Origin of the sequence: Microbacterium sp. NPDC089696 (genome assembly GCF_044749125.1) — a bacterium.
Lineage (GTDB): Bacteria > Actinomycetota > Actinomycetes > Actinomycetales > Microbacteriaceae > Microbacterium.
Genome location: NZ_JBIVHF010000001.1, coordinates 1817587 through 1839501, shown reverse-complemented (window position 1 = coordinate 1839501; position 21915 = coordinate 1817587). Strand labels below are relative to the sequence as shown.

The window sequence follows — 21915 nt, the reverse complement described above, 5'->3', positions numbered from 1 at the left end:
CGCGGAACGCTCAGCGGCGCAGACCGGCCTCGATCAGCTCCGAGATGAGGTCGCCGTAGCTCAGGCCCGACGCCACCCAGCACTTCGGGAACATCGAGATCGGCGTGAAGCCCGGCATGGTGTTGAGCTCGTTCACGACGAGCTCCCCCTCGGGCGTGAGGAACATGTCCACGCGCGCGAGTCCACGCCCGTCCACGGCCTCGAACGCGCGGATGCCGGCGTCCTGGATCGCCGCGATCTGCGCGTCGTCGAGCTCCGCAGGACAGACGACGTCGACGCCGTCACCACCGAGGTACTTGCCCTCGAAGTCGTAGAAGCCGCGCGCGGTGAGCACGATCTCCCCGGGCAGCGAGGCCCGCACGCCCTCGGCGCTCTCGAGCACCGCGACCTCGATCTCCCGGCCGGACACCCCGGTCTCGATGAGGACCTTGTCGTCCTCCGCGAACGCGATGGCGAGGGCGGCGTCGAGCTCGTCCGGGGACTCGACCTTCGAGACGCCGACGCTCGATCCGGCGCGCGCCGGCTTGACGAACAGCGGCAGGCCGAGCTCGGCGGCCGCGGAGCGCACGCGCGCGGCATCCTGCGCCCACTCCCGCGCGCGCACCGTGCGCCACGGGGCCACGGGGATCCCGGCGGCCTGCAGCGCGATCTTCATGAAGTGCTTGTCCATGCACAGCGCCGAGTCGAGCACCCCGCCACCCGCGTACGGCACCTCGAGCGTGTCGAAGTATCCCTGGATGGTGCCGTCCTCGCCGTGCGGGCCGTGCAGGATCGGGAGCACGATGTCGATCTCGCCCAGCCCCTCCGTGGCGCCGTCGGTCCGGACGACGCGCAATGTGCGGTCACCGCCCGGCTCGGGCCACAGCACCCGGGTGCCGTTGTCCACGACCTCGGGCAGGTGCGCGGCGTCCAACGGGAACTTCGCAGGATCGTCGTCCTCGAGCACGAAGGCGCCCTCGCGGGTGATCCCCACGGGGATCACCCGATAGCGGTCGCGGTCAATCGCGCCCAGCACCCCGCCCGCCGTTGCGGAACTGATCGAATGCTCGCTGGAGCGCCCTCCGAAGAGCACCACCACCGTCTGCTTGTCCATGGTTGGTCCTCTCACCCTGCGGGGTGTCGTCGTCCGTCGTCAGGTGGGGTGCGATGTCGCGGGGATCCATCTTCCCGTCGAGCACCATCTTCACCTGTTCGACGATGGGCATGTCCACCTCGGACTCGCGTGCGAGCTGCAGCACCGGGGCGACGGACGCGAGTCCCTCGGCGGTCTGCTGCATCTGCTTCACGACGTCCTGGAAGCTGTAGCCCTGGCCGAGCAGGCGCCCGGCCGTGTTGTTGCGGCTGAGGGGCGACTGGCACGTCGCGATCAGGTCGCCGAGGCCGGCGAGTCCCTGCAGCGTCTCGGGATGCGCGCCGTTCGCCACGGCGAAGTCCGTCATCTCCACGAGGCCGCGCGTGATGATCGACGCCTTCGTGTTCTCGCCGTAGCCGACGCCGTCGACGATGCCGATCGCGACCGCGATGAGGTTCTTCAGCACGCCACCGAACTCGGTGCCGATCACATCGGTGTTCACAAAGGTGCGGAAGTAGCCGTTGCGCGCGGCGCGCGCCACCTCCTCGGCGGTCTCCTGGCTGCGGGAGGAGATCACGGCGGCGGTGGGCTGCTCCCGGGCGATCTCGAGCGCGAGGTTCGGACCGGACGCGACCGCGACGCGGTCGGGATCGCACCGCAGCTCCTGCTCGATCACCTGGCTCATGCGGAGTCCGGTACTGCGCTCGACGCCCTTCATGAGACTGACGATCTTCGCGTCGCTGTCGGAGAGCAGCGGCCTCAGCGCTTTGAGGTTCTCACGCAGCGACTGGCTCGGCACCGACAGGTACACCTGATCGACGTCACGCATCGCGATCGCGAGCTCGTGCGTCGCCGCCATGCTGCGGGGCAGGTTGATCCCGGGCAGGTAGCGCGAGTTGCGCTTGGCCTCGTCGATCTCGTGGGCGAGTTCGGCACGGCGGGCCCACATGGTGACCTGGGCCCCGCCGTCGGCGAGGATCTTGCCGAACGTGGTGCCCCAGCTGCCGGCGCCGATCACGGCGACCCGGGGTCCGGATGGTGCGGTGCGCTTAGGAGTCAAGGCGTCCCGTCTCCTTCTGCCCGTGGGCGGCGGGGTTCCACCGCTCGACGGGGGCCTTCTCGTCGCGGAGTCCTTCCAGGAGCGCGGTGATCGCGTTCATGACACGAGTGGTGGCCTCGTTCAGCGCGGCGGGCTCGCCCGCACGGTGCCGCAGATCGGACAGGTCGACCGGATCGCCGACCACGACCTGCACCGGCTTTCGCAGCGGCCAGAGACTCAGACCCTTCTGGTACCGACCCATGATCGCCTGCGTACCCCAGTGGGCCATCGGGATCACCGGGAGACCGCCCGCCAGGGCGAGCCGCACCGCACCGGACTTGCCGCGCATCGGCCACATGTCGGGGTCGCGGGTGAGCGTCCCCTCCGGATACACGATGACACCACGGCCGTGCTCGACGAGCTCCTGCGACTGCCGCATCGTCTGCTTCGCCGCAGCGGCCGACGACGAGCGCGCGACCGGGATCATGCCGGTCTTCCGCAGGATCCAACCCACCACGGGCACCCGGAACAGGCTCTCCTTGGCCATGAACCGCGGCGCGCGGCCGATGCGCCACACGGCGACCGCCACGATCAGCGGGTCGAACTCCGAGTAGTGGTTCGGCGCGAGCACGAAGGAGCCCTCACGGGGAAGCTTCTCCGCACCCGTGATGCGGATGCGCGCGAGCAGCCCCACGAGCGGCAGGACGATCGCGGCGACCGGCCAGAACAGACTCGGGCGGGTGGTCTCCGGCGACCGGGAACCCATCGTCGTCACCGGACGACGTCGAAGTCGGCGCCCAGGGCGTCGAGCTTGGCGAGGAACTTCTCGTAGCCGCGGCTCAGGATGTCGACGCCCGAGACCTGCGACTGGCCCTCCGCCGTGAGAGCGGCGATCACATGGCTGTATCCCCCGCGCAGGTCCGGCACCACGATGTCGGCGCCGTGCAGCGGGGTCGGTCCCGTGATCACGGCGGCTTGCTCGAGGTCGCGACGCGGAACACGACGCGGTCCGGCCTGCAGGCCGCGGGGGTGCACGACGATGTCCGCGCCCATCTTGACGAGCGCGTCGGTGAAGCCCATGCGGTTCTCGTACACGGTCTCGTGCACGACGGAGCGGCCGTGCGCCTGCGTGAGCGCCACGACGAGCGGCTGCTGCCAGTCCGTCATGAATCCGGGGTGCACGTCGGTCTCGACGACGACGGGCTTGAGCTCGCCACCGCGGCGGAACAGGATGCCGTCCTCCTGGATGTCGAACCAGCCGCCCGCCTTGCGGAAGACGTTGAGGAACGTGAGCATCTCCTGCTGCTTGGCCCCGCCGACGAAGATCTCGCCGTCGGTCGCGAGTGCAGCGGACGCCCACGACGCCGCCTCGTTGCGGTCGAAGATCGACCGGTGATCGTACCCGCGCAGCGTCTCCACACCCTCGATGAGGATGACCCGGTTGGGCTCGTAGGAGATGATGGCGCCCATCTTCTGCAACACCGCGATGAGATCCATGATCTCGGGCTCGATCGCCGCGTTGCGGAGCTCGGTCGTGCCCTCGGCGCGGACCGCGGTCAGCAGCACCTGCTCGGTCGCACCCACGCTGGGGTACGGGAGGTGGATGTTCGCGCCGTGCAGACGTGCGCCGCCGGTGGAGAGACGGATGCCGCTCGGGAGCTTCTCGACGATGGCGCCGAACTTGCGCAGCGCGTCGAGGTGGAAGTCGATGGGACGGTCGCCGATGCGGCATCCGCCCAGATCGGGGATGAACGCCTGCCCGAGGCGGTGCAGCAGCGGCCCGCAGAACAGGATCGGGATGCGCGAGGCACCGGCGTGAGCGTCGATCTCCTCCATGTGCGCGGACTCGACGCCGCTGGGGTCGAACACGAGGGAGCCGGGCTCGTCACCAGCCGACACCTGGACGCCGTGCACCTCGAGCAGCGAGCGCACCACGGCGACGTCGCTGAGGTCGGGGACGTCGCGCAGCGTGCTCGCGGTCTCGCCGAGGAGCGTCGCGACCATCGCCTTGGTGGCGAGGTTCTTCGCGCCCTTGACGTCGACGCGGCCGCGCAGCGGGCGCCCTCCGCGGATGGCGAGGACGTCTCCGGTCAACGCAGGGACTCCATCCGCCAGAGCATCGCGCACAGGTGTCGTCATTCGGAGCCTCACTTCGTTCAACGGAATTCGGGACGGGGTCGCCCTCTGCTCCCCCGTCCCGCCGTTCACTGAACGGGGAGGGTCCGGGGCCGCCACGATTCGCGGCGGGCTTCGAACTGCGCGATCTTGTCTTCGTTGCGCAGCGTGAGCCCGATGTCATCGAGCCCTTCGAGGAGCCGCCATCTAGTGTAATCGTCGATGCCGAGGTCGGCCTGGATCTCGCCGATGGTGGCGACGCGGCCCTCGAGGTCCACGGTGATGGAAGCCCCGGGATTCCGGTCGATCTCGGCCCAGATGCGCTCCAGATCCTCTTCCGAGATCGTCGCGGCGAGCAGCCCCTGCTTGCCCGAGTTGCCGCGGAAGATGTCGGCGAACCGCGGGCTCAGCACGACCTTGAAGCCGAAGTCGCGCAGAGCCCAGACCGCGTGCTCGCGGCTCGACCCCGTGCCGAAGTCGGGTCCTGCGACGAGGACCGACGCACCCTGGAACGCGTCCTGGTTGAGGACGAAGCCGGGGTCCTGGCGCCAGCCGTGGAACAGGGCGTCCTCGAAGCCGGTCTTGGTGACCCGCTTGAGGAACACCGCCGGGATGATCTGGTCGGTGTCGACGTTCGAGCGCTTCAGCGGAGCGGCGATCCCGGTGTGGGTGGTGAACTTCTCCATGGTCAGACCTCCGCCATCTCGTACAGGTCGCTGGGACTCGACAGCGTTCCGCGGATCGCGGTCGCCGCGGCGACGAGCGGCGACACGAGGTGCGTGCGTCCGCCCTTGCCCTGGCGTCCCTCGAAGTTGCGGTTCGAGGTCGACGCGCAGCGCTCACCCGGGGCGAGCTGGTCGGGATTCATCCCGAGGCACATCGAGCAGCCGGCGAAGCGCCATTCGGCGCCGAAGTCCGTGATGATCTTGTCGAGGCCCTCGGCCTCGGCCTCGAGGCGCACGCGTGCGGAGCCGGGCACGACCATGACGCGCACACCCTCCGCCTTGGTCCTGCCCTCGATGATCGACGCGAACGCGCGCAGGTCCTCGATCCGGCTGTTCGTGCACGATCCCATGAAGACCGCGTCGACCGGCACCTCTTTGAGCGGTGTCCCCGGCGTCAGATCCATGTACTCGAGGGCGCGCTCGGCGGCCGCGCGCTCGTTCGGATCGGCGATCTCGGCAGGGTCGGGGACGGATGCCGAGAGCGAGCTGCCCTGTCCGGGGTTCGTGCCCCAGGTCACGAAGGGCTCGAGTTCGTCGGCGTCGATGAACACCTCGGCGTCGAACGCGGCGCCCTCGTCGGTGGGGAGCGTGCGCCAGTACGCGACCGCGTCGTCCCAGTCCTGGCCCTTCGGCGCGTGCGGGCGCCCCTCCAGGTAGGCGAAGGTCGTCTCGTCCGGGGCGACCATGCCCGCGCGTGCACCGGCCTCGATCGACATGTTGCAGATCGTCATGCGGCCCTCCATGGAGAGCGCCCTGATCGCGCTGCCGCGGTACTCCAGCACGTAGCCCTGCCCGCCCCCGGTGCCGATCTTCGCGATGACCGCGAGGATGATGTCCTTCGCCGTGACGCCGGGCTTGAGCGTGCCCTCGACGGTGATCGCCATGGTCTTGAAGGGCTTGAGCGGGAGGGTCTGCGTCGCCATGACGTGCTCGACCTCGCTCGTGCCGATGCCGAACGCCATGGCGCCGAACGCGCCGTGGGTCGACGTGTGCGAGTCACCGCACACCACCGTGATGCCCGGCATGGTGAGGCCGAGCTGCGGGCCCACCACGTGCACGATGCCCTGCTCGGCATCGCCCAGGGAGTGCAGCCGCACCCCGAACTCGGCGGCGTTGCGGCGCAGCGTCTCGATCTGCGTCCGGCTCGTGAGGTCGGCGATGGGCTTGTCGATCTCCCACGTCGGGGTGTTGTGGTCCTCGGTGGCGATCGTCAGGTCGAGGCGACGCAGTGGTCGACCCTCGGCGCGGAGGCCGTCGAAGGCCTGCGGGCTCGTGACCTCGTGCACGAGATGCAGGTCGATGTAGATGAGGTCCGGCTCGCCGTTCTCGCCCTTGACGACGAGGTGATCGTCCCAGACCTTCTCGGCCAGGGTGCGGCGACGTGCGGACGCAGAGTCTGCTGCGGGGCTGTTCATTGCGGTTCTCCTGAAGCTGGCGGTTCGGCCCACAGTGGACTCCGCGACGAGGAGGGGCTCAGAACGAGGTCTCGTCGCGGCCGCTAAGAAGGAGCACGATCCGCATGACGTCAGGTTACCACCGCTTCCGCGGAGTGCGACGCGCCATGACACAGTACTGTCACCCGCACCATCGAGAGGGCTCTGCATGACCGTCGACTCCCCCGGCTTCGCCACGAAGGCCGTCCACGCCGCCCGGAACCAGGACACCGCGTCGTCGCGTGCGACGCCGATCTACCTCACCGCCGGCTTCGAGTTCGACGACTTCGACCACGCGGCGCACCACTTCGGCACCGGCGCGGGCTTCGGCTACACGCGCACGGGCAACCCGACGGTGCGCGCGGTGGAGCGTCAGCTCGCGGCGCTCGAGTCCGGTGCGGACGCGGTCCTCGTGGCGAGCGGACAGGCCGCTGTGGCGACAGCGCTGCTGACGGTCGCCGGCGCGGGCGACCACATCGTCTCCTCGACGCACATCTACGAGGGCACGAGGGGTCTGCTGCTCGACAACTTCGCGCGGCTCGGCATCGAGACGACGTTCATCGACGACATCCGCGACCCTGATGCCTGGCGTGCGGCGATCCGACCGAACACCCGCGCGCTGTTCGCCGAGTCCATCGCGAACGCCCGCAACGACGTGCTCGACATCGCAGCCGTGAGCGCGGTGGGCGACGAGACGGCGATCCCGCTCATCGTCGACAACACCCTCGGCACCCCGTTCCTCGTGCGTCCGCTCGAGCACGGGGCGGCCATGGTCGTGCACTCCGCCTCGAAGTTCCTCGCCGGACACGGATCGGTGCTCGGCGGCGTGCTCGTCGACGACGGGCGGTTCGACGCCGCCGCCGCCGGGCACAACGCCCCGCATCTGGTGCTGCCCGGACGCGCGGGTCTCGCGAGCGTCGCCGCACGGCACGGTGGGAACGCCCGGATCGCGTACGCCCGCGAATCGGTCGCCCCGCGGTTCGGCGCCGCGCCCTCACCGCTCAACGCCTTCCTGATCGGGCAGGGCGCCGAGACCCTCGGCCTCCGCGTCGAGCGGCAGTCCCGGAACGCGCTCGAGGTCGCCCGCTGGCTCGCCGCTCAGGACGCCGTGGAGAGCGTCGACTACGTCGGGCTCGAGAGCCACCCCGATCACGCGGTCGCGACGAAGTACCTCGGCGGCGGCTTCGGCTCGATCTTCACGTTCACGCTGAAGGGCGGTCTGGCCGCCGCACGATCCTTCGTCGAGGACGTGCGGGTGTTCACCCACATGACGCACATCGGCGACGTGCGCTCGCTCGTGCTGCACCCGGGCACCACGAGCCACGCCTATCGCACCGAGGAGGAGCGCGAGGTGCTCGGCGTGCGCCCCGGAACACTGCGCCTGTCCATCGGGATCGAGGACGTCGCCGACCTCATCGCCGACCTCACCCGGGTGCTCGAGCCCGCGCGGGAGGCCGTCGCATGAGCAGGCTCCAGCACTTCGGCTGGTTCCTCGCCCGGGGGTTCGGCCCGCAGGGGTGGGGCTACCCCTCGCTCGACTGGGACTACGACTGGACACGGCCGGAGATCTATCAGGAGGCCGCACGCACGCTCGAGCAGGCCGGGTTCGATCTGGTCATCATCGAGGATGCTCCTTCGCTGGGCTCGGCCGACACGATCGACCTGCGCGTGCGCCATGCGTTCGGCGGTCCGAAGCACGATCCCCTGCTCCTCGCGCCCTACTTGTTCCAGGCCACACGGCACCTCGGAGTCGTGCCGACCGTGAACCCCGCGGCGTACCTGCCGTACACGGCGGCGCGGCAGTTCTCGACGCTGCAGCACCTCAGCGACCACCGTCTCGGACTCAACGTCGTGACCGACACCGGCAGCGCCCGGCATTTCTCGGCGGCCGCCCAGCTCGGACACGACGAGGCCTACGACCGCGCCGAGGAGTGGCTCGACGGCATCCGCGCGCTCTGGCGCAGCTGGGACGACGGCGCCCTCGTGCGCGACAGGGACACCGATGTGTACGCGGACGGTTCTCGGCTCCACGCCGTGCAGCACCGGGGCGAGTACTACGCGTTCGACGGGCCGCTCAACGCCGTGCCGTTCACGCGGGGCGAGCCCGCGATCGTCTCTCCGGGCGGCTCGGGGCGAGGGCTCGGCTTCGCGGGCGCGAACTCCGACGTCCAGCTCGCGCTCGCGCCGTTGACGGAGTCGTCCGTGCGGGGGTACCGCGCGAAGATCCACGATGCCGCACGTGCCGCCGGTCGTGCGCCGGAGGACATCAGCATCCTCTTCGCGATCCAGCCGGTGATCACCTCGTCCGCGGAGGAGGCCGATCGCATCGTCGCCGCCTCCGCCGATCCCGACGACGCGGCGCTCGTGCAGATCGCCCGCAAGCAGTCGAGCGACCTCGAGACAGACCTCACCGCGCTCGACCTCGATCGACCGCTCGACCTGTCGGTGTTCGGTCCGCACGTCTCGCGCGGCAGCATCCAGCGTCTGGTCGGCGAGCGCGACGAATCCGCGCCCCTGCGGGCGCACCTCACCGCGCTCGCGCGCAGCGGCCGGATCAGCGACCGCACCGGTTTCGTGGGCACCGCGGAGGAGTTCGCCGATCTGATCGAGGAGCTCGGCGACTGGGGCAACGACGGCGTGCTGCTGTGGGGCGACTTCCACCCCGTGACGCTGCACCGCACTCTCGACGAGCTCGTCCCGGTGCTGCGGCGCCGCGGCATCCTGCGGCGGGAGTTCGTCGACGGGGGCCTGCAGGCCAACCTGCGCGCGTTCTGAACCGCGCCGGAACTCGGGCCGCTACCAGCCCATCGACCCGGGGACGCCCTTGAAGGGCCCGACCACGGTCGAGGTGACCCAGCCGCCGTAGAACCCACCGGGTTGCGGCACGACGACCTCGCCGTCGACCGTGCACTCGTCCATGGGCCCCGCGTAGACCGCGACCCTGCTCTGCAGCGCCTCGAAGCCCGACGACGGGTGAGGGTAGTTCCAGGCGGCGCCCGCCGCGACGAGGGCTCCGCCGTGCACGTCGAGGTATCGCGCCGCGCCCTTGAACTCGCAGAACGAGGATCCCGGCGCGTCGACGAGCGCCCCCGGGATGAAGTCGGCGATCGGCAGGTAGTACACCGGCGGGTGGCTGGTCTCCAATACCCGCACCGCGTCGCGGGTGTCCGCGACCACCTCGCCGCCGAGTCGGATCGTGACGCGTGCACCCACGGGCTCGACGCGCGGCGGCCGGGGATACTCCCACACGGACTCCTGCCCGGCGGCGGGGATCTCAGGACGTGGTCTGCGCATCTGTTCACTGTACGTCTCACGGTGTTGACTGGCCTCATGACCGCGTTGCCGATGTTCCCGCTGGGATCGGTGCTGTTCCCGTACACACCGCTGCCGCTGCGCGTGTTCGAGCCGCGGTACCTCACGATGGTCGGACGGCTCCTCGACGAGGAGGATCCTCAGTTCGGCGTCGTGCTGATCGAGCGCGGCCACGAGGTCGGCGGCGGTGACCAGCGCAGCGCGATAGGCACCATGGCGCGCCTCGTGAGCGTCTCCGCCGACGCGGAGATGCTGCACATCATGGCCGTCGGCACCGCACGGTTCACGGTGGAGAGCTGGGCGGACGACGAACCGCACCCGCGGGCCGAGACGTCGCCCGTCCCCGCCCTCGTGTGGAACGACGCGCTCACCCCGCTGCGCACTGAGGCCGAGGCGATCGTGCGGCGCGTCCTCGCGCGGACCGACGGCCCCTGGGCTCCCGACACCGAGCTGTCGGAGGAGCCGATCGCCGCTGCCTGGCAGCTCGCGGCGATCGCCCCGCTCGGCGAGTACGACCGCTACACGCTGCTGCAGTCGGCGACGACAGGCGCGCTGCTGGGGCAGCTCATCGACCTGACGCTCGAGGCGGAGTCGCTCTGGTCCGAGGGGTGAACGTCACTCCACCGGGGACGCGAGTCGTACGGCGCGCTTCTCCCGGGACGACGCCACGAGGCTCGCGATCGTCGCGACGGCCATCGACACGACGATCACACCGAGGGACACGAGGTTGTCGATGTCCGGCACCCACTCCACGTGCTGACCGCCGTTGATGAACGGCAGCTCGTTCTCGTGCAGTGCATGCAGGATCAGCTTGACGCCGATGAAACCGAGGATGACAGCGATGCCGTAGTGGAGGTATCGCAGGCGATCGAGGAGGTCGCCGAGCAGGAAGTACAGCTGCCGCAGGCCCATGAGCGCGAAGATGTTGGCCGAGAACACGAGGAAGCCGTTCGTCGTGATCTCGAAGATCGCCGGGATCGAGTCGATCGCGAAGATGAGGTCGGTCACGCCGATCGTGATGAACACGATGACCATCGGCGTCCACATCCGCTTCCCGTCGACGGTGGTGCGGATCTTCGAGCCGTCGTACGTCTCGCTGATGTCGATGCGGCGACGGAGCAGCCGCACGATGAAGTTCTCGCGCTTCACGTCGTCGTCGTGGTCGCCCTCGGGCATCGCCTGCTTGATCGCGGTGTAGATGAGAAACGCGCCGAAGATGTAGAAGATCGGCGAGAAGTGCTCGATGATCGTGACACCCACGAGGATGAACGCTCCGCGCAGCACGAGAGCGATGATGATGCCGACCATCAGCACCTGCTGCTGCAGGCGGCGCGGCACCGCGAACTGGGCCATGATCAGCACGAAGACGAAGAGGTTGTCGACCGAGAGACTGTATTCGAGCGCCCATCCGGTGATGAAGTCGCCCGCGTTGCGCCATCCGGCGACGTTGCCGAGGATCAGCGCGAAGAGGAGCGCCAGACCGACGTAGAAGACGACCCAGAGGGTCGACTCCTTCGTGGAGGGGATGTGCGGGCGGAGGCGGATGAGCAGCAGATCACCGATCAGCACGAGGGTCAGGACGACCATCGAGGTGATCTCGAACCAGACGGGGATGTCCACGGGCGTGCGGGACCTTTCGAGAGGGTACGGAGAATTCCGAAAGTCTCTCCCCCGCACACGTCGGTGCGTCGCGCGCCCGGAGCAGCTTCGACGATGCTCGTGATGACGTTACGCGCGGATCCGGGATACTCCCTCTCGCAGAAGTCCATGTTAGACCCTGCGGCGTGGTGGAATGGTCGTCGTGACCACGACTTCTCACACGGACCAGCCCGCCTCCGGACCCGCCCCGCTCGAGACGCCGCAGCGCAATCCGTGGGCGCGCTCGATCGGCTCCCTCATCTTCGTCAGCCGGTGGCTCCAAGCGCCGCTCTACATCGGCCTGATCATCGCCCAGCTGGTCTACGTCGTCGTGTTCATGGTCGAGCTGTGGCATCTGGTGGAGGAGGTCATCGCACACCCCACCGAGATCAACGAGGCCGTGATCATGCTGGCCGTCCTCGGTCTCATCGACGTGGTGATGATCGCGAACCTGCTCATCATGGTGATCATCGGCGGCTACGAGACGTTCGTCTCGCGCATCAACACCGACGGCCACCCCGACCAGCCGGAGTGGCTCTCGCACGTCAACGCCAACGTGCTCAAGGTCAAGCTCGCGATGGCGATCATCGGGATCTCCTCGATCCACCTGCTCAAGACCTTCATCGCGGTCGGCGGGCTGGATCAGGGCGGCAGCACGTTCGAAGGCAGCCGGTACACCCCGACCGGCGTGCTGTGGCAGGTCGTGATCCACATGGTGTTCATCGTGTCGGCGCTCGCCCTGGCGTGGATCGACAAGATGTCGCAGAGCACCATCAAGGCGGCTCACGCGACGCAGGCTGCGACGAGCGGAACTCCCGCGCACTGATCTGAGACGATGGGGCATCCGTCGACACTTCCCTGGTGAGAGACACCGAACGGAATCAGGATGCCCGTGCAGACGAGTGATCAGAGATGGGTGGCCCAGGCCGCGGCCGGCGACGAGAGCGCCTTCCGCGAGCTGTACCGCTCGTACGTCCGGCCGGTCTACTGGATCGCCCACGGCATCATCGGATCCCCCGCCGACGCCGAGGACGTGACCCAGGAGACCTTCGTGACCGCGTGGCGCAAGCTGCCGGGGCTCGAGCTGCGAGGGGAGTCCGTCCTGCCGTGGCTGGCGACGATCTGCCGCTTCCAGGCGGCGAACCGGATGCGCCAGCGACGTCGGGATCAGGCGCACACCGCGGAGGCCGTGGACGACACGCTCCCCGCGACGATCAGCGTCGAGGATCAGGTCATCACGACGGCCCTCGCGGAGCGGATCGCCGTGGAGATCGGCACTCTGAGCGAGCTCGACCGCGAGATCTTCCGGCTCTGCGCCGCGGAGGGGTACGCCTACCAGGCGGCGGCGGAAGAGCTGGGCATCAGTCACGCCGTGGTCCGGAATCGTCTCTCGCGAGTACGCACCCGTCTGCGCGGTGCCGTCGAGGAAGCGAGCGAGGCATGAACGACAAGACCACCGATGCGCTGCCGGAACTCTCCGACGCCGCTGTCGAACGCATCGAGGAGGCGGTGTTCGCGGAGATCGCCTCGGAGCGACCGCGCCCGGCACCGGCATCCGTCTCCGACCGCTCGCGTGAGCGCCGTCGACGCTGGCTGACCGGCGCCGGGATCGCGGCCGCCTTCGCGGTAGGGGTGCTCGTGACGCCTCCCATCCTGAACAGCGTCGGCGGGACGGCCATGAGCACCGCCGAAGACGGTTCGGGTGCCACAGGGTGGAGCGCCGATGAGTCGGCCGCCGGGTCCGGTGATCGGAGCGCGCCCCTGGGCGCCTCCGACACGCTCTCGGAGTCCACCGCGGTGGACCCGGAGCTCCAGCCCGCGCAGGGCGACGTCGATACGACCGGGCGGGACATCATCGCGACCGGCACCGTGACCCTGCAGGTGAAGGACATCGCCGACGCGGCGGACGAGATCTCGACGCTGGCCGACGAGCACGACGGATACGTGGAGAGCACCGAGATCGGCAAGAGCCTCGCGGTCGACGACGGACGAGGGTCCGTGCCGCCGGACTCCGGCTACGGCTGGATCAGCATCCGCGTCCCCTCCGCCGAGCTCGCCGACGTGATCGACGAGCTCCGGGAGTCGGGAGAGGTGCTCTCCTCCTCGATATCGAAGCAGGACGTCACCTCGACCACGATCGACCTGCAGGCCCGTGTGGAGGCGACCACCGCCTCGGTCCAGCGTCTGACCGAGCTCATGGCCCAGTCCGGGAGCGTGTCGGAGCTGATCGAGGCCGAGGTCGCGCTGACCGATCGCCAGGCGCAGCTCGAGTCGTATCAGCAGCAGCTCACCGCGCTGCAGGACCAGGTGGCGATGTCGAGCCTGCAGGTGCAGCTCACGAAGACCGCCGAGCCGACCACCGCGGATCCCGCCGGGTTCGGCGACGGCTTGCTGGCCGGGTGGAACGGGCTGGTGGTGTCGCTCAACGCGCTCGTCGTGGCCGTCGGCTTCCTCCTCCCCTGGCTCGCGATCGCGGCCCTCGTGGTGCTGGTCGTGTGGGGTGTGCGCCGGGCCCGTCGGAGCCGTCGCCGGCGCTCGGCCATGGCCTCCGCGGCCGCGACGGCGTCGCCGGGCACCCCGGACTCCACGGACTGACCGCTCTGAAGGCCGCTCCGGTGCGTCTGGAGCGGCCTTCGTCGTTGATTTTCCGGGATATACAAGAAGTCTTGTCGTCTGACCGCGTCGGCCGTACGTTTGCGTGCATGGAGGACATCTCGGTCATCACCGCCGTGCACCACCCGCTGCGACGGCGGATGTACGACTATCTGATCCTGTACGGGACCTCGCAGGTCACGACCGTTGCGAACGCCCTGCAGAGCCAGGTCGGCAGCATCAGCCACCACCTGCGGATGCTGGAGCGCGCCGGCCTCGTGGAACGCGTCGACGATCCGAACGGCGATCGACGCACGAGCTGGTGGCGCGTCGCGCGCCGCGGTCTCACCTGGTCTGCCGGGGACTTCGCGGACTCCCCCGCCGACGCGCTGCTGGCTCGCGAGGCGCAGCGCCAGAGCATCCGGATGCAGATCGAACGCCTGCAGCGCTGGCAGCGCCGCCACGAGGATCCGGCGTTCGCGGCGTACGACGCGTCCAACACGGAGACGACGTCCTGGGCCTCACCCGACGAACTGCGCGACCTCACCGCTCGGCTTCTGCGGACGCTCGACGAGTGGCGGGCATCCGTCGATCTCGAGGACGGCCAGGAGCGCACGCCGATCTTCTTCTTCGCGCACGCCTTCCCGACGGTGCCGTGATGACCGCCGTCGCGCCGGAGCAGCTCACGGTCCCGCCCCCGTTCCGTCGGGACCGCCGGGTGCACGCCTGGATCATCGTCAAAGCGCTGTCCGATGCCGGCGACGCGATGTGGACGATCGCGCTGGCGTGGACCGCCGTGCAGGTCGCCTCCCCCGCCGTCGCCGGAGTCATCGTCGCCGCCGGCACGGTTCCGCGGGCCGTCATCCTGCTGTTCGGCGGCGTGATCGCCGACCGCGCCGATGCCCGCCGCGTCATGATGCTCTTCAACGCGGTGCGGGTGGCCGTTCTGGTGGCCGCCGCGCTCTGGGTGCTGGTCGAACCTCCGAGCATCGCGCTCCTGCTGTGCGCTGCCGTCGCGTTCGGCGTGTGCGACGCCTTCTACGAGCCCTCGGCGGGCACGATCGCCCGGCAGCTCGTGCGTCCGGAGGACCTGCCCTCGTACAGCGCGATGGCGCAGACCGCGACGCGTCTCGGCACCATGGCGGGTGCGGCCGTCGGCGGCGTCCTCGTCGCGTGGTCCGGCCTCGCGGGCAGCGCGAGCGCCAATGCGCTGACCTTCGCCCTCGTCGTGGCGTTCATCGCGATCTGGCTGCGGCCGCGATTCCGTCTGCCCCGCGCCGAGCGGGAGTCGACGCTGCGCGGGATCGGACGCGGCTTCGGACACCTGCGCTCGCATCCCACGACCCGGACGCTCGTGGTCGCCCTCTCCGGGCTCAACCTCGCCGTCGGCCCGGCGATCGGCATCGGCCTGGCGCTCCGCGCGCACGACCAGGGCTGGGGCGCGCAGGCCGTGGGGCTCTTCGAGGCGCTGCTCGGACTCGGAGCCGCGCTGGGCGCCGTGAGCGTGCTGCGGTGGCGTCCGCGTCGCGAGGCCTTCGCAGGATTCTGGGCGCTCGTCGTGCAGGGCGCGGCGATCGTCGCGCTCGGTTTCGGTCCTGCCTGGACGGTCGCCGCTGCGGCGTTCGTCGTCGGCGTCACCGCGGGGTACGCGTCGGTGCTCCTGAGCGCGACGTTCGCGGCCACGGTCGACACGGCCTACCTCGGCCGCATGAGCTCGCTCACCCGCCTCGGCGACGACTGCCTCATGCCCCTCGCGATGGCCGCATTCGGCGCTCTCGCCGCGGTGACCTCGGTCGGCATCCCGTTCGCGTTGTTCGGCGGGGCCATGATGGCGATCATGATCCTTCCCCTGAGCAACCGGACGTTCCGGAGCCTGACGATCCGCGACACGTCGTCCCCAGCCTGAGACGCACGCCGCAGAGCGGACCACCACGACGCTAGAGTCGTCGCCATGAGCAGCGCCGCACCGGAGACGACCGCCCGCGAGGTGCCCGTCGGCCGCGACCTCACGCTCGACCTCGCGCGCGTCACCTGCGTCGTGCTCGTCGTGTTCGTGCACATCCTCTTCACCGGCGTCGGCCGGGGCGCGGACGGGTCGCTCCTCATCGAACGCACCGTCGAGGCGCAGCCCTGGTTCAGCGCGGCCACCTGGATCGCGAACATCATGCCGCTGTTCTTCGTGGTGGGCGGCTACGCGGCGCGCGCGGGCTGGCGCTCGGCAGTCGCCCGTGGGGAGAGCGCCGACGCGTTCGCCCGGGTGCGCCTCGCTCGACTGGCCCGACCGGCCGTGCCCGTGTTCGTCTTCTTCACGGTCGCGCTCGGAGCGGTGCGGATGCTCGGCGTCGATCCCGCGCTCGTCGACGTGGTCGCGGTCGGCGTCGGCTCGCCCCTCTGGTTCCTCGCCGCCTACCTCGTCGTCCAGGCGTGCGCGCCCGCGATGATGCGTCTGCACGAGCGGCACGGTGCGCGTGTGCTGGTCGTGCTCCTCGCCGCGGCTCTGCTCGTCGACGGCTTCCGGTACATCGTGATCGGCGGCCTCCTCGGCATCCAGCCCGTTCCGCCCGTCGGGTACGGCGCGGGTCAGGAGCTGTTCGGAGTGCCCAACATCGTGTTCGTGTGGCTGTTCGCCCAGCAGGTCGGCTTCTTCCTGTACGACGGCTGGTTCGCGCGACGCCGTTGGTGGCAGCTCGTGCTGCTGATGGTCGCAGGGTACCTCGCGCTCTGGGGACTGGTATCGCTCGACGGATACTCGTGGAGCATGCTCGCGAACCAGTGGCCGCCCACCACCCCCATGGCGGTCCTCGCGGTCATCCAGGCCGCGGGCCTGACGCTGCTGCATCGGCCGCTCACCGCCCTCATGAGGACGAGGGCGGCGCAGGGGGCCGTGTTCCTGGTCGGTTCGCGGCTCATGACGATCTACCTGTGGCACCTGCCGGTGATCATGATCCTCATCGGCATCCAGCTCGCGCTCCCGCTGCCGATGCCCGCGCCAGGAAGCGCCGTGTGGTGGTGGACTCGCCCGCTGTTCCTGGTGCTCGTACTCGCCGTCGTCTGGGTCGCCTCTCTCTGGCTCGTGCGCTTCGAGGCCGCACCGGCTCCCGAGCCGGCGCGCTTCCCCGGGCCGCGGACCTGCGCGGTCGCGGTGATGGTCTTCGTCGCGCCGATCATCGGCATCACGACCTATGGACTGGACTTCCCGCTGGCCGCGCTGTCGCTCGTCTGCACTCTCGCGGCGCTGTGGCTCACCGGGTCGCGACGAGCGACCTGACCCGACCTGGGCGAAGGTCCCCGGAGACGACGAAAGCCCTCGGATAACCGAGGGCTTTCGCGTGTTGTGTGACCCCAGCGGGATTCGAACCCGCGTTACCGCCGTGAGAGGGCGGCGTACTAGGCCGCTATACGATGGGGCCGTCCTGCGGAGCGTTTCCGTCCCGCGACAACTGTTCAAGTATGCCACGACGATTCTCACGTCGCCAAATCGAGGCCGGAGCGGACCGGATCCCGGGCGTGGCGCGCCGCGCGCATCGTTTGCCAGAGTCGGCGCGAAGGAGTTGACTCGTCTCATGCGCGTCACGAAATTCGAACATGCCGCCCTCCGCATCGAGAAGGGCGACGACGTCCTGGTGATCGATCCCGGATCGTTCACCTCTCCGATCGACGATCTGCACGGCCTGGTCGCCGTGGTCATCACGCACGAGCACCCTGACCACTGGACCCCCGAGCACCTCGACCGCATCCTCCGAGCGGCGCCGGGTACCCCGATCTTCGCGCCGGCAGGCGTCGCCCGCGCCGCCGAAGGATACGAGATCACGGTCGTCGCGCCGGGCGACACGGTCACCGCCGGACGCTTCACCCTGCGCTTCTTCGGCGGCGTCCACGAGGTCATCCACGCCTCGCTCCCCGTGGTCGAGAACGTCGGAGTCCTCGTCGACGGCGAGTTCTACTACCCCGGCGACTCCTACGCGGTGCCCGAGGGCGTCGAGGTGCAGACCCTCGCCGCACCGCTCGGCGCCCCGTGGCTGAAGATCGGCGAGGCGATGGACTACGTTCTGGCCGTGAAGCCGCGGCGCTCGTTCGGCACGCACGACATGACGCTGTCCGTCGCAGGCAAGACGATGCACCGGCAGCGCCTGCAGTGGGCGACCGAGCAGGACGGCGGGGAGTTCTTCGTGCTCGAACCCGGCGAGTCGCTCGACGTGTGATGGCGGACTCACCCTCCGCCGAGCGTCGTCTCGACGCCGACGGCGTGCGGGCCGTTCTCGCCACCGCGTCGAGCGATCTCGCGGCCCTTCCTCTCGCGCTCGTCGCCGAGGGGTGGGACAACGCGATCTGGCGGTTGGGCGCAGAACTGGCGGTGCGCGTGCCCCGACGAGCACTCGCTGCCGATCTGATCCTCCACGAGCAGCGAGCGCTTCCGGAGATCGCTCCGCGCCTCGCGCGCATCGGCGTGCGGGCTCCCGTCCCGGTGGTGGTCGGGCGTCCGACCGCGACGTTCCCGTGGCCGTGGTCCGTGGTCCCGTGGATCCAGGGATCGCCCGCCCTCGGTCGATCGCGCGACACAAACTCGGCGTGGGCTCCCGCCCTCGCCGCCGCGCTCCTCGCGGTGCACCGACCGGCCCCGCCCGACACGCCCTCGAACCCCTACCGCGGCGTCCCGCTGCGGGAGAGGGACTCCGCGCTGCGCCTGCGCCTCGAGTACCTGCGCGCGGAGGACCGCGCCGCGGCCGAACCGCTCGACGCGGTCTGGCAGAGCGGCCTCGCCGCTGCACCGGCACGTGCTCGGGTCTGGATCCACGGTGACCTGCATCCGGGCAACATCCTCACGCACGAGGGCGCCCTCGCGGCGCTGATCGACTTCGGCGACGTCACCGCCGGGGATCCCGCCTACGATCTCGCGGCGACCTGGCTGCTCTTCGACGCCGACGGGCGTGCGCGCTTCCGAGCCGGGACCGCCGACCGCTACGACGATGCGACGTGGACGCGCGCCCGCGCGTGGGCCGCGTACATCGCCGCGGTGTTCCTGACGCAGAGCGACGACCGCCCGGACTTCCGCGCCCTCGGGGAGAGCACGGCGCGGGCGGTCGTCGAGGACTGAGACACGGCCTCGCGGGACTACTGCGCGGCGCGGACCCGCAGGTCTCGGGCGAGGTGATCACGCTGCTCGATCACGATGCGACGCAGGGCCGCCGGCGCGTCGCCGTGGGCGTCGAGCCACGCATCGACCGGGTCGAGAGTCGACGTCGCCGGAAACAGCCCGACCACGAGCCGCTGCGCGAGTTCGATGCTGCGCGTGCGCCAGGCGTCGGCGATACGCGCGAAGTACTCGTCGTCGAAGCTCTCCACGAGGTCTCGGCGTCCGCCCGCGCGGAACCCCGCGATCTCGGCGTCGAGATGGTCGTTGCTCAGCGTGTCGTCGTTCCAGGCCGCGTTCCAGGCGGCCTGGCGCACGGCGGCTTCCGGTCGCGAGGCCCGCGCGCGTCGCGCCGCCGTACGCCCGGTGCCGGTGTCGTCGCGGGCGCTCTCGGCCTCGATCTCCTCGAGGCCCACGTGCGCGGTCGCGGCGAGAGCGGTCAGCAGCTGCCACCGCAGGTCCGGGTCGACCGTCAGCCCGTCCGGGGCGTGCCCGTCGAGGAGGGCGCGCACCTCCCGGTGATGCACGTCGTCGAACGCGGATGCGGCGGCGAGCGACCGCGCCCACGACAGCTGAGCGTCGCTCCCCGCCTCCGCAGCACTCAGCGCCGCCCACGAGGTCTCGGCCCAGAGCCGCTGTTCCTCGGCCCGCTGCCCCTCGGCCACGTAGTGATGGATCGCGAAGGCCGCGTTGGCGATCACGCCCACGAGCAGACCGATGTTCGACTCGTCGGGAGCGTGGCGTCGGGCGATCGACGTGTACCGCGTCGCGGCGAGTTCGCCGTCGCGCGTGGCGTTCCACAGCGACGACCAGACGAGGGCGCGCGCGAGCGGATCATCGATCGAGGACAGCGCTTCCTCGACCGTGGCGAGCGAGCGCTCGTCGAGCCGCGCCTTGGCGTAGGTGAGATCGTCGTCGTTGAGCAGCACGAGCTCGGCATCCGGTACCGCCAGCGCTGTGCGCTCCTCGGTGACGTCGAGGGCGATCTGGTCGCGTCGCACGAGGCGACCGTCGACCCGGTCGTACAGGCCGATGCGCAGCCGGTGGGGACGCGGGTCGTGCTGCACGAGGACCGCCGCGCCGTCGGCATCCCTCTCCAGCTCCAGCGTCGACAGCCCGGAGGTCTGCAGCCAGGCACGCGACCACTCGGTCATGTCGCGGCCGGAGACGGCACTGAGCTGCACGAGGAAGTCGTCGAGCGTCGTGTTGCCGAAGGCGTTCGCCGAGAAGTACCGGCGCGCACCCTCGAAGAACGCCTCGTCCCCCACGAAGGCGACGAGCTGCTTGAGCACCGACGCCCCCTTGGCGTAGGTGATGCCGTCGAAGTTCAGCTTGGCGGCCTCGAGGTCGCTGATGTCGGCCACGATCGGATGCGTCGTGGGCAGTTGGTCCTGCTGGTACGCCCAGGCCTTGCGGCGGGCGGCGAACGTGACCCACGCGTCGTGGAAGCGGGTCGCCGCCGCAGAGGCGTGCGCGCCCATGTAGTCGGCGAACGACTCCTTGAGCCACAGATCGTCCCACCACTTCATGGTGACGAGATCGCCGAACCACATGTGGGCCATCTCGTGCAGGATCGTGTTCGCCCGAGCGGCGCGCTGCGCCTCGGTCGCCGCGCCGCGCGAGAGGTACGACTCGGTGAACGTCACGAGACCCGGGTTCTCCATCGCGCCGAGGTTGTACTCCGGGACGAAGATCTGGTCGTACTTGCCCCACGGGTACGGGTACGCGAACGCGTCGGTGAAGAAGTCGAGTCCCTGCCGCGTGATCTCGAGGACCTCGTCGGCCTCCAGGTGCTCCGCGAGCGACCGACGGGTGAAGACGCCGAGCTCGATGCGCTGGTCGGCGCGACCCCACTCCCCCTCGACGCGCGTGTACGGGCCGGCCGCGACCGACGTGATGTAGCTCGAGATCGGGAGGGTGGGCGCGAACTCGACGCGCCGCACGCCGACCCCTTCGTCGATCGAGGCCGGAGCCTGGTTCGACAGGATCTCCCACCCCGCCGGAGCATCGACGACGAAGACGTACTCGGCCTTCATATCGGGCTGCTCGAAGCAGGCCATGACCCGACGCGAATCGGCAGGCTCGTACTGCGTGTACAGGTAGGTACGGTCGTCGGCGGGGTCGTGGAAGCGATGCATCCCCTCGCCGGAGCGGCTGTAGGCGCCCACGCCCTCGATGCGCACGGAGTTCTCGGCGACGAGTCCACGGACGCGGATCCGTGCTCCGTCCCAGTCGACGCCCTGCTCCTCGCCGTTGACGACCACGCGATCGACGGACAGGCCGATGAAGTCGACCCACGTCTCCGGCGTCGTCGCGGAGAACTCGAGCGTGGTGGTCGTGGGGAACCCCGACCGTGCCCGCTCGGGCGCTCCGGTCAGGTCGAGCTCGACGCGGATGCGGTGCACGGTGACGGATGCGGATCGCGCGGCCGTCTCCTCGCGGGAGAGATTGGCTGTGTCCATGCACCCATCCTGTCATCTGCCCCCGAACGCGAAACCCCCGGCCACCGCGACGATCGCGATCACCGCGAGCACGAGGTACCCGGCGAGGGCCAGGTAGCCGAGGACGAGCCCGGCGACGGCGAGACCCGCCCCGCCCTCGTGACGGCTGCGGATCTGCCCGAGGGCGATGTGCCCCAGCACCACGGGCAGGATCGCGAACCCGCAGATGCCGAGGACGAGCGTCGCGATCGCGAGCCCGTTCGTGCGGGGAGTCTGCGGCGGGGAGTAGACGGTCTGCGGCATCGGATGCGAGGCGTGCTGCGGGTTCTGCGTGCTCATGGTCTCAGCGTAGGAAGACCAGAACGCACGGTGGTGGCGGTGGTGTCGCAGTCCTGTCGCAGTCCTGAGACAGGGCTG

General features: G+C 69.9%; 21 protein-coding genes and 1 tRNA gene. 11 read left to right on the top strand and 11 right to left on the bottom strand.

What is annotated here, in order from left to right; all coding sequences use genetic code 11:
* Nucleotides 1–10: 10 nt before the first annotated feature.
* The 6 genes from ACIPY8_RS09100 to leuC all read right to left on the bottom strand — a co-directional run bounded on the left by ACIPY8_RS09100 (nt 11) and on the right by leuC (nt 6366).
* Entirely contained in the window at nt 11–1093 is a 1083-nt protein-coding gene (locus ACIPY8_RS09100) for a D-alanine--D-alanine ligase family protein (protein ID WP_400817171.1), read from the bottom strand.
* A complete protein-coding gene (locus ACIPY8_RS09095) occupies nt 999–2132 on the bottom strand; it encodes an NAD(P)H-dependent glycerol-3-phosphate dehydrogenase (protein ID WP_400817169.1) in 1134 nt (377 codons plus the stop codon). Before ACIPY8_RS09095 ends, ACIPY8_RS09100 begins: the two co-directional genes overlap by 95 nt.
* The gene (locus ACIPY8_RS09090) at nt 2122–2877 is read right to left on the bottom strand and encodes a lysophospholipid acyltransferase family protein (protein ID WP_400817168.1); all 756 of its coding nucleotides are present in this window, start codon (nt 2875–2877) and stop codon (nt 2122–2124) included. The genes ACIPY8_RS09095 and ACIPY8_RS09090 overlap by 11 nt, the downstream gene beginning before the upstream one ends.
* Nucleotides 2878–2882: 5 nt before the next feature.
* Nucleotides 2883–4250, bottom strand: a complete 1368-nt coding sequence (murA, locus tag ACIPY8_RS09085; RefSeq protein ID WP_400817166.1) for a UDP-N-acetylglucosamine 1-carboxyvinyltransferase — start codon at nt 4248–4250, stop codon at nt 2883–2885.
* A gap of 65 nt (nt 4251–4315) precedes the next feature.
* Nucleotides 4316–4912, bottom strand: a complete 597-nt coding sequence (leuD, locus tag ACIPY8_RS09080) for a 3-isopropylmalate dehydratase small subunit (RefSeq protein ID WP_400817165.1) — start codon at nt 4910–4912, stop codon at nt 4316–4318.
* 2 nt (nt 4913–4914) lie between these two features.
* Nucleotides 4915–6366, bottom strand: coding sequence for a 3-isopropylmalate dehydratase large subunit (gene leuC, locus ACIPY8_RS09075; protein WP_400817163.1), 1452 nt, complete (start codon nt 6364–6366; stop codon nt 4915–4917).
* Between the two features lie 187 nt (nt 6367–6553).
* Here leuC and ACIPY8_RS09070 point away from each other — a divergent pair, with 187 nt between their 5' ends.
* Both ACIPY8_RS09070 and ACIPY8_RS09065 read left to right on the top strand, forming a co-directional pair.
* On the top strand, nt 6554–7849 hold the full coding sequence (locus ACIPY8_RS09070; RefSeq protein WP_400817161.1) for an O-acetylhomoserine aminocarboxypropyltransferase/cysteine synthase family protein: 1296 nt from the start codon (nt 6554–6556) through the stop codon (nt 7847–7849).
* Nucleotides 7846–9159, top strand: coding sequence for an LLM class flavin-dependent oxidoreductase (locus ACIPY8_RS09065; protein WP_400817159.1), 1314 nt, complete (start codon nt 7846–7848; stop codon nt 9157–9159). Before ACIPY8_RS09070 ends, ACIPY8_RS09065 begins: the two co-directional genes overlap by 4 nt.
* Nucleotides 9160–9180: 21 nt before the next feature.
* Here ACIPY8_RS09065 and ACIPY8_RS09060 read toward each other — a convergent pair whose 3' ends face one another.
* Entirely contained in the window at nt 9181–9678 is a 498-nt protein-coding gene (locus tag ACIPY8_RS09060; RefSeq protein WP_400817157.1) for a DUF427 domain-containing protein, read from the bottom strand.
* Nucleotides 9679–9714: 36 nt separating this feature from the next.
* On the opposite strand from ACIPY8_RS09060, the gene ACIPY8_RS09055 reads away from it, so the two are divergent.
* A complete protein-coding gene (locus tag ACIPY8_RS09055) occupies nt 9715–10308 on the top strand; it encodes an LON peptidase substrate-binding domain-containing protein (RefSeq protein WP_400817155.1) in 594 nt (197 codons plus the stop codon).
* A 3-nt stretch (nt 10309–10311) separates the two neighbouring features.
* On the opposite strand, the gene ACIPY8_RS09050 is transcribed toward ACIPY8_RS09055, so the two are convergent.
* Nucleotides 10312–11316 carry a TerC/Alx family metal homeostasis membrane protein gene (locus tag ACIPY8_RS09050; protein ID WP_400817154.1) on the bottom strand — a complete coding sequence of 335 codons (1005 nt, stop codon included), beginning with the start codon at nt 11314–11316 and terminating at the stop codon, nt 10312–10314.
* A gap of 181 nt (nt 11317–11497) precedes the next feature.
* On the opposite strand from ACIPY8_RS09050, the gene ACIPY8_RS09045 reads away from it, so the two are divergent.
* From ACIPY8_RS09045 to ACIPY8_RS09020, 6 genes are all read left to right on the top strand, one after another.
* Nucleotides 11498–12160 carry a TIGR00645 family protein gene (locus ACIPY8_RS09045; RefSeq protein ID WP_400817152.1) on the top strand — a complete coding sequence of 221 codons (663 nt, stop codon included), beginning with the start codon at nt 11498–11500 and terminating at the stop codon, nt 12158–12160.
* A gap of 60 nt (nt 12161–12220) precedes the next feature.
* Complete coding sequence (locus ACIPY8_RS09040) at nt 12221–12778, top strand: RNA polymerase sigma factor (protein ID WP_400817150.1); 558 nt, start codon at nt 12221–12223, stop codon at nt 12776–12778.
* Nucleotides 12775–13929 (top strand): DUF4349 domain-containing protein, encoded by a 1155-nt coding sequence (locus ACIPY8_RS09035; protein ID WP_400817148.1) that lies wholly within the window; start codon nt 12775–12777, stop codon nt 13927–13929. Before ACIPY8_RS09040 ends, ACIPY8_RS09035 begins: the two co-directional genes overlap by 4 nt.
* Before the next feature lie 107 nt (nt 13930–14036).
* A complete protein-coding gene (locus tag ACIPY8_RS09030; RefSeq protein ID WP_400817147.1) occupies nt 14037–14585 on the top strand; it encodes a helix-turn-helix domain-containing protein in 549 nt (182 codons plus the stop codon).
* Nucleotides 14585–15832: an MFS transporter gene (locus tag ACIPY8_RS09025; RefSeq protein ID WP_400817145.1), complete on the top strand. Its 1248-nt coding sequence runs from the start codon at nt 14585–14587 to the stop codon at nt 15830–15832. Before ACIPY8_RS09030 ends, ACIPY8_RS09025 begins: the two co-directional genes overlap by 1 nt.
* A 45-nt stretch (nt 15833–15877) precedes the next feature.
* The gene (locus ACIPY8_RS09020) at nt 15878–17194 is read left to right on the top strand and encodes an acyltransferase (protein ID WP_400817143.1); all 1317 of its coding nucleotides are present in this window, start codon (nt 15878–15880) and stop codon (nt 17192–17194) included.
* A 69-nt stretch (nt 17195–17263) separates the two neighbouring features.
* Here the strand turns inward: ACIPY8_RS09020 and ACIPY8_RS09015 are convergent.
* A tRNA-Glu gene (locus ACIPY8_RS09015) sits at nt 17264–17336 on the bottom strand.
* Nucleotides 17337–17489: 153 nt separating this feature from the next.
* Here ACIPY8_RS09015 and ACIPY8_RS09010 point away from each other — a divergent pair.
* Both ACIPY8_RS09010 and ACIPY8_RS09005 read left to right on the top strand, forming a co-directional pair.
* Entirely contained in the window at nt 17490–18128 is a 639-nt protein-coding gene (locus ACIPY8_RS09010; RefSeq protein WP_400817141.1) for an MBL fold metallo-hydrolase, read from the top strand.
* A complete protein-coding gene (locus ACIPY8_RS09005; protein WP_400817139.1) occupies nt 18128–19021 on the top strand; it encodes an aminoglycoside phosphotransferase family protein in 894 nt (297 codons plus the stop codon). Before ACIPY8_RS09010 ends, ACIPY8_RS09005 begins: the two co-directional genes overlap by 1 nt.
* A gap of 17 nt (nt 19022–19038) precedes the next feature.
* Here ACIPY8_RS09005 and pepN read toward each other — a convergent pair whose 3' ends face one another.
* Together pepN and ACIPY8_RS08995 are read right to left on the bottom strand one after the other, a co-directional pair.
* On the bottom strand, nt 19039–21519 hold the full coding sequence (gene pepN / locus ACIPY8_RS09000; RefSeq protein WP_400817137.1) for an aminopeptidase N: 2481 nt from the start codon (nt 21517–21519) through the stop codon (nt 19039–19041).
* Between the two features lie 12 nt (nt 21520–21531).
* Complete coding sequence (locus tag ACIPY8_RS08995; RefSeq protein WP_400817135.1) at nt 21532–21837, bottom strand: DUF4190 domain-containing protein; 306 nt, start codon at nt 21835–21837, stop codon at nt 21532–21534.
* Between the last annotated feature and the right edge of the window lie 78 nt (nt 21838–21915).

Bases quoted from the DNA above. Each gene is read 5' to 3' on its own strand.
- ACIPY8_RS09100 (WP_400817171.1), bottom strand. From the start codon at position 1,093: ATGGACAAGCAGACGGTGGTGGTGCTCTTCGGAGGGCGCTCCAGCGAG.
- ACIPY8_RS09090 (WP_400817168.1), bottom strand. From the start codon at position 2,877: ATGGGTTCCCGGTCGCCGGAGACCACCCGCCCGAGTCTGTTCTGGCCG.
- murA (WP_400817166.1), bottom strand. From the start codon at position 4,250: ATGACGACACCTGTGCGCGATGCTCTGGCGGATGGAGTCCCTGCGTTG.
- leuD (WP_400817165.1), bottom strand. From the start codon at position 4,912: ATGGAGAAGTTCACCACCCACACCGGGATCGCCGCTCCGCTGAAGCGC.
- leuC (WP_400817163.1), bottom strand. From the start codon at position 6,366: ATGAACAGCCCCGCAGCAGACTCTGCGTCCGCACGTCGCCGCACCCTG.
- ACIPY8_RS09070 (WP_400817161.1), top strand. From the start codon at position 6,554: ATGACCGTCGACTCCCCCGGCTTCGCCACGAAGGCCGTCCACGCCGCC.
- ACIPY8_RS09065 (WP_400817159.1), top strand. From the start codon at position 7,846: ATGAGCAGGCTCCAGCACTTCGGCTGGTTCCTCGCCCGGGGGTTCGGC.
- ACIPY8_RS09060 (WP_400817157.1), bottom strand. From the start codon at position 9,678: ATGCGCAGACCACGTCCTGAGATCCCCGCCGCCGGGCAGGAGTCCGTG.
- ACIPY8_RS09055 (WP_400817155.1), top strand. From the start codon at position 9,715: ATGACCGCGTTGCCGATGTTCCCGCTGGGATCGGTGCTGTTCCCGTAC.
- ACIPY8_RS09040 (WP_400817150.1), top strand. From the start codon at position 12,221: ATGCCCGTGCAGACGAGTGATCAGAGATGGGTGGCCCAGGCCGCGGCC.
- ACIPY8_RS09035 (WP_400817148.1), top strand. From the start codon at position 12,775: ATGAACGACAAGACCACCGATGCGCTGCCGGAACTCTCCGACGCCGCT.
- ACIPY8_RS09030 (WP_400817147.1), top strand. From the start codon at position 14,037: ATGGAGGACATCTCGGTCATCACCGCCGTGCACCACCCGCTGCGACGG.
- ACIPY8_RS09025 (WP_400817145.1), top strand. From the start codon at position 14,585: ATGACCGCCGTCGCGCCGGAGCAGCTCACGGTCCCGCCCCCGTTCCGT.
- ACIPY8_RS09020 (WP_400817143.1), top strand. From the start codon at position 15,878: ATGAGCAGCGCCGCACCGGAGACGACCGCCCGCGAGGTGCCCGTCGGC.
- ACIPY8_RS09010 (WP_400817141.1), top strand. From the start codon at position 17,490: ATGCGCGTCACGAAATTCGAACATGCCGCCCTCCGCATCGAGAAGGGC.
- ACIPY8_RS09005 (WP_400817139.1), top strand. From the start codon at position 18,128: ATGGCGGACTCACCCTCCGCCGAGCGTCGTCTCGACGCCGACGGCGTG.
- pepN (WP_400817137.1), bottom strand. From the start codon at position 21,519: ATGGACACAGCCAATCTCTCCCGCGAGGAGACGGCCGCGCGATCCGCA.
- ACIPY8_RS08995 (WP_400817135.1), bottom strand. From the start codon at position 21,837: ATGAGCACGCAGAACCCGCAGCACGCCTCGCATCCGATGCCGCAGACC.